The sequence below is a fragment of the Brevundimonas diminuta ATCC 11568 genome (assembly GCF_000204035.1).
Lineage (GTDB): Bacteria > Pseudomonadota > Alphaproteobacteria > Caulobacterales > Caulobacteraceae > Brevundimonas > Brevundimonas diminuta.
Genome location: NZ_GL883084.1, coordinates 545,244 through 549,612 on the forward strand (window position 1 = coordinate 545,244; position 4,369 = coordinate 549,612).

The following is a 4,369-nucleotide window of genomic DNA, read 5'->3' on the forward strand; positions in this document are numbered from 1 at the left end:
GGCGGCTGGCGCGTCGGCGGCGAAGGCGGCGGGGTCTGGGACTGCTCGCTGGAGGGTTGCCGCCCCGTGGTCGAGCCGACGGCACCCACTGACAGTTGGCGGCTGACCGGTCTGGAGCGCGATCCCCGCGGCGACGGCTGGTTCGCGGTGCAGCGGTCATGGCGTCCGCCGTTCGACGTCCGCGCCCGCGTGCGCCGCATGGACGCCGACGGCGCGCTGGGGCCGGTGCTGGTCGAGCTGAAGCTGCCGGGCCTGACGGATAATTTCGAGGGGATCGCCGCCGAGCGCCGTGCGGAAGGAACGCGCCTCTACATCCTGTCCGACGACAACGCCAATCCGGCGCAGAAGACCCTGATGCTGGCGTTTGACGTCAAGTGACCCTTCTCCCTCAAGGGGAGAAGGGATTCAGATGCGTTCGCTGATCTTGATGGCGGCCTTGCAGCCGACCTTGATGACGCTGCTGAGCAGGCGGTAGGCGGGAGCCTCGCGGCTGCCGTGCTCGATGGCGTGGTCGTGGTGGGCCAGTTCCTCTTCGCGGAACTTGGTCAGTTCGGCGGCCAGTTCGGGATCGCGGTCGCGGATCTCCTCGATCTGGTCGGCGTAGTGTTTCTCGATGACGCTCTCGACCGCCTCGGTGCAGGCGTGGGCGGCCTTTTCCGAGATCAGGGCCGTCCCGGCGCCCAGGGCCGTCGCCGCCAGCTTCCACAGCGGGATCATGGCCGTGGGGCGCACCCGGTTCTCGTTCAGCAAAGCCTCGAACCGGGCCAGGTGGACGGCCTCGTGCCCCTCCATCTCGGTCAGGTCGGCGGCGATGGCGTCCTTGCCCTTGCGGCCCTCCAGCACGGCGCGCTGGGCGCGGTAGATGTGGACGGCGGCGAACTCGCCCGCGTGGTCGACGCGCAGCATCTCGGCCAGGCGCGCCTTGTCCTGCCCCACGCCGGGGCGGGCCAGGGGAATGCGACGGGCGGCGGAGACGGCTTCGGCTGATTGGGTCATGACGCCTCTATCCTAGCTCCTCGGCGCGCGGGCGTCCTTGGGACGTTTCGCCGCCAGCAGGCTGAAGACAGCCAGCGCCAGGGAGATCACAAAGTTCCAGCCCGCCATCGACAGGCCCGCGAAGCTCCACGGAATGTCGCCGCAGGAGACGAAGCCCGCGCTTCCGCCCGTGCCGTCGATCAGGGCGGTCAGGGCCGACAGGTCGATGGTGGTGCTCGGCGCGGCCATGCAGGTGGCCGGCAGGGCCCACCACTTCAGCTCGCCCCCGGCGTGATAGCCCGCCGTGATCGCCCCGGTCAGGAAGATCGCCGCCAGCAGGAAGGAGGCGATGCGCGGCGTGCCCCGGCTGGCCCGGCTGAACAGAGCCCAGAAGGTGGCGGCCCCGGCGATGGCGACGGCGGCCCAATAGACCTCGCGCTGCTTCAGGCACAGGCTGCACGGCGGCATTCCGCCGAACCGCTCGAACGCATGAGCCGCGCCCAGCATGGCCAGCGACGCCCCAAGAGCGAAGGCGGTCCACCAGCGGGTCAGCAATTTGTAGATCGCGCTCATCTGCGCCTCACAGGAACCAGGCGCCTCTCATAAACTGAGCGGAGAGCGGCGTCGATCAGTGACCGATCAGCTTGACCATAAAGAAGGCGCCGACCAGCAGGACCAGGAACAGGACGGTGAACAGGGCCAGCCGCTTTTCGACGATCGCCAGCATGGGCGGACCCCAGCGCTTGAGCACGAAGGCCACCAGGAAGAAGCGGGCGCCGCGCGTCAGCACGCACAGGGCGATGAACAGCGCCAGATTGAACTGGAAGATGCCCGAGGCGATGGTGATCAGCTTGAAGGGGATCGGCGTCAGCCCCTTGATCAGGATGACCCAGGCGCCGTGCTGCTGGAACAGGGCCTTGGACGCCTCGAAGGTGTCGGCCTTGCCCAGCAGGGCCAGCATCCACATGCCGACCGGCTCCAGCCAGTAGCCGATGGCGTAGCCCAGGATTCCGCCCAGCACCGAGGCGATAGTGCAGACCGTGGCGTAGAAATAGGCGCGTTCCGGCTTGGCCAGCACCATGGGCGCCAGCATGACGTCCGGCGGAATCGGGAAGAAGGAGCTTTCGGCGAAGGAAACGACGGCCAACGAGCGCGTGGCGTGACGGTGGCGGGCCAGAGAGAAGACCCAGTCGTAAAGCTTGCGAAGCATTCAGGCGTCCCGATCGAGGCCCCCGCCTCTCGTCCCCCGCCCGATAGCAGGCCAGGCGAAACGGCGCGAGAGGCGAACGATCGCCTGCGACACCGGAACGTGTGCCGTTTCAGTCCACAGCCGCCTTGCGCCCGATACCGCCCCGCCAGTAGGTTCCGCCCCAATCAGCGGCCGCGCCATGTCGGCCTGAGCCGCGTCAAACCATAAGAGAGAGGAGACGCGTCATGCAGGACGCCGCCAAACTCGACCAGGAAAACCCCCTCGGCGTCGACGGCTTCGAGTTCGTCGAATTCACCGGCCCCGAGCCCGAAGCGATGATTTCGCGCCTGGAGCTGATGGGCTTCACCCCCACCCATGTGAACCCGGCCAACGGCGTGGTGCGCCTGAAGCAAGGCGACATCACCATGCTGGTCCACCGCACGCCCGCCGGGCAGGCGGCGGACTTCGCCAAGGACCACGGCCCATCGGCCAACGGCATGGCCTTCCGCGTCGCCGACGCCAAGGCCGCCTATGAGGGCGCGCTGGCGCGCGGCGCCCGCAAGGCCGAAGGCACGGGCGGCGGCGCCCTGGCTGGCGACTACCCCTATGTGCTGCAGGGCATCGGCGGCAGCCTGCTGTACGTCATCGACCAGTACGGCGAGAACGGCTCGCTGTATGACGCCTGGGACGAGATCGAGGGCTGGGAAGAGGCCGAGCGCAAGAACTCCGTGGGTCTGGAGATCCTGGACCACCTGACGCACAACGTCCGTCGCGGCGAGATGCGCACCTGGTCGGGTTTCTACAGCTCGGTGTTCAACTTCGAAGAGCAGAAGTATTTCGACATCAAGGGCAAGGCGACGGGCCTGTTCTCCCAGGCCATGATCGCGCCCGACCGCGCCATCCGCATCCCGCTGAACGAAAGCCAGGACGAGAATTCCCAGATCGAGGAATTCATCCGCCGCTACAACGGCGAAGGCATCCAGCACATCGCTCTGACGACCGAGAACATCTTCGAGACGGTCGAGGCCATGCGCGAACGCGGCGTCGACTTCCAGGACACCATCGAGACCTATTTCGAGCTGATCGACAAACGCCTGCCGGGCCACGGCGAGGACGTGGAGCGGATGCGCAAGAACCGCATCCTGATCGACGGTTCGGACGAGGAAGGCCTGCTGCTGCAGATCTTCACCCAGGACACCTTCGGGCCGATCTTCTTCGAGATCATCCAGCGCAAGGGCAATGAAGGCTTCGGCAACGGCAACTTCCAGGCCCTGTTCGACTCGATCGAGCTGGACCAGATCCGTCGCGGCGTCATCAAGGTCGACGCCTGAATGCGGTTTCGGCCTCCGCACTGGCTGCCCTGGCTCGGTCCGCTTCTAGCGGCTGGGGCTGGGGCCCTGGCGGGCGAGTACTGGCTGGGGGGCGGCTTCTGGATGGTCCTGGCCGCCGCCCTGGTCTGCGGCTTCGCCCCCATCCTGGCCCACCGCCTGTGGCGACGCCTGCATCATAAACGCTAGACTAAGGCGGAGGGGCCTGGGCGATTGACGCCGCCTCTCCGGCTCGTCTGCCATCGCGGCCGATCCGCCTCCCTCGCGAAGGGAGAAAAAGAATGAATGGGGAGCTTGAAATGAAATCCATCGCCTTGGCCGCCGCAGCGGCCGCCGCCTTGCTGGCCTGCCCGGCCGTCGCTCAGGATGCGCCGCAATGGTCGCTCGCCATCCACGGCGGCGCGGGCGTGATTGAGCGCGCCCAGCTGAGCCCCGAACGCGACGCCGCCTATCGCGCAGGCTTGCAAGCCGCGCTGGACGCCGGATCGGCCGTGCTGGCGCGCGGCGGCTCGTCGCTGGACGCCGTTCAGGCCGCCATCGAGGTGATGGAGGAGAACCCCCTGTTCAACGCCGGGCGCGGCGCCGTCTTCACCTCGGCCGGGAAGAATGAACTGGACGCCGCCGTCATGGACGGAACGGACCTGAACGCCGGGGCCGTCGCGGGCCTGACCCGCACCCGTCACCCGATCGCCGCCGCCCGCGCGGTGATGGAGAAGTCGCCCCACGTCATGCTGATCGGCGAAGGCGCCGAGACCTTCGCCCGCTCGGCCGGGCTGGAGGAGGTGGCGCCGTCCTTCTTCTTCACCGAAAGCCGCTGGCAGGCCCTGCTGAAGGCGCTGCGCGACCGGGGCGAGCCCCTGCCGCCGCGCCCGGAAGG

The 4,369-nt window shown here is 68.0% G+C and carries 6 protein-coding genes and 1 pseudogene; 4 read left to right on the forward strand and 3 right to left on the reverse strand.

Annotated features, from left to right (window positions below; translation table 11 throughout):
• Positions 1-378 (forward strand): annotated as a pseudogene (locus tag BDIM_RS02690) (esterase-like activity of phytase family protein); the annotation flags it as partial.
• 27 nt (positions 379-405) lie between these two features.
• Here the strand turns inward: BDIM_RS02690 and BDIM_RS02695 are convergent.
• Genes BDIM_RS02695 through BDIM_RS02705 form a run of 3 tightly spaced genes read right to left on the reverse strand, consistent with a single transcriptional unit; the run spans position 406 to position 2,185 of the window.
• Positions 406-996, reverse strand: coding sequence for a demethoxyubiquinone hydroxylase family protein (locus BDIM_RS02695; protein ID WP_003164026.1), 591 nt, complete (start codon positions 994-996; stop codon positions 406-408).
• Between the two features lie 12 nt (positions 997-1,008).
• Positions 1,009-1,548, reverse strand: coding sequence for a disulfide bond formation protein B (locus BDIM_RS02700; protein WP_003164027.1), 540 nt, complete (start codon positions 1,546-1,548; stop codon positions 1,009-1,011).
• Between the two features lie 55 nt (positions 1,549-1,603).
• Positions 1,604-2,185, reverse strand: a complete 582-nt coding sequence (locus tag BDIM_RS02705; RefSeq protein ID WP_003164028.1) for a YqaA family protein — start codon at positions 2,183-2,185, stop codon at positions 1,604-1,606.
• A gap of 224 nt (positions 2,186-2,409) precedes the next feature.
• Here BDIM_RS02705 and hppD point away from each other — a divergent pair, with 224 nt between their 5' ends.
• The 3 genes from hppD to BDIM_RS02720 form a co-directional block, all read left to right on the forward strand.
• Positions 2,410-3,495 (forward strand): 4-hydroxyphenylpyruvate dioxygenase, encoded by a 1,086-nt coding sequence (gene hppD / locus BDIM_RS02710; RefSeq protein ID WP_003164029.1) that lies wholly within the window; start codon positions 2,410-2,412, stop codon positions 3,493-3,495.
• Entirely contained in the window at positions 3,496-3,681 is a 186-nt protein-coding gene (locus BDIM_RS02715; RefSeq protein ID WP_003164030.1) for a hypothetical protein, read from the forward strand.
• 110 nt (positions 3,682-3,791) lie between these two features.
• Positions 3,792-4,369: isoaspartyl peptidase/L-asparaginase family protein (locus BDIM_RS02720; protein WP_040344797.1), on the forward strand; the 578-nt coding region annotated here is incomplete at its 3' end.

Excerpts from the sequence above, each read along its gene's own strand:
- BDIM_RS02715 (WP_003164030.1), top strand. The coding sequence starts at position 3,496 with ATGCGGTTTCGGCCTCCGCACTGGCTGCCCTGGCTCGGTCCGCTTCTA.
- hppD (WP_003164029.1), top strand. The coding sequence starts at position 2,410 with ATGCAGGACGCCGCCAAACTCGACCAGGAAAACCCCCTCGGCGTCGAC.
- BDIM_RS02695 (WP_003164026.1), bottom strand. The coding sequence starts at position 996 with ATGACCCAATCAGCCGAAGCCGTCTCCGCCGCCCGTCGCATTCCCCTG.
- BDIM_RS02705 (WP_003164028.1), bottom strand. The coding sequence starts at position 2,185 with ATGCTTCGCAAGCTTTACGACTGGGTCTTCTCTCTGGCCCGCCACCGT.
- BDIM_RS02700 (WP_003164027.1), bottom strand. The coding sequence starts at position 1,548 with ATGAGCGCGATCTACAAATTGCTGACCCGCTGGTGGACCGCCTTCGCT.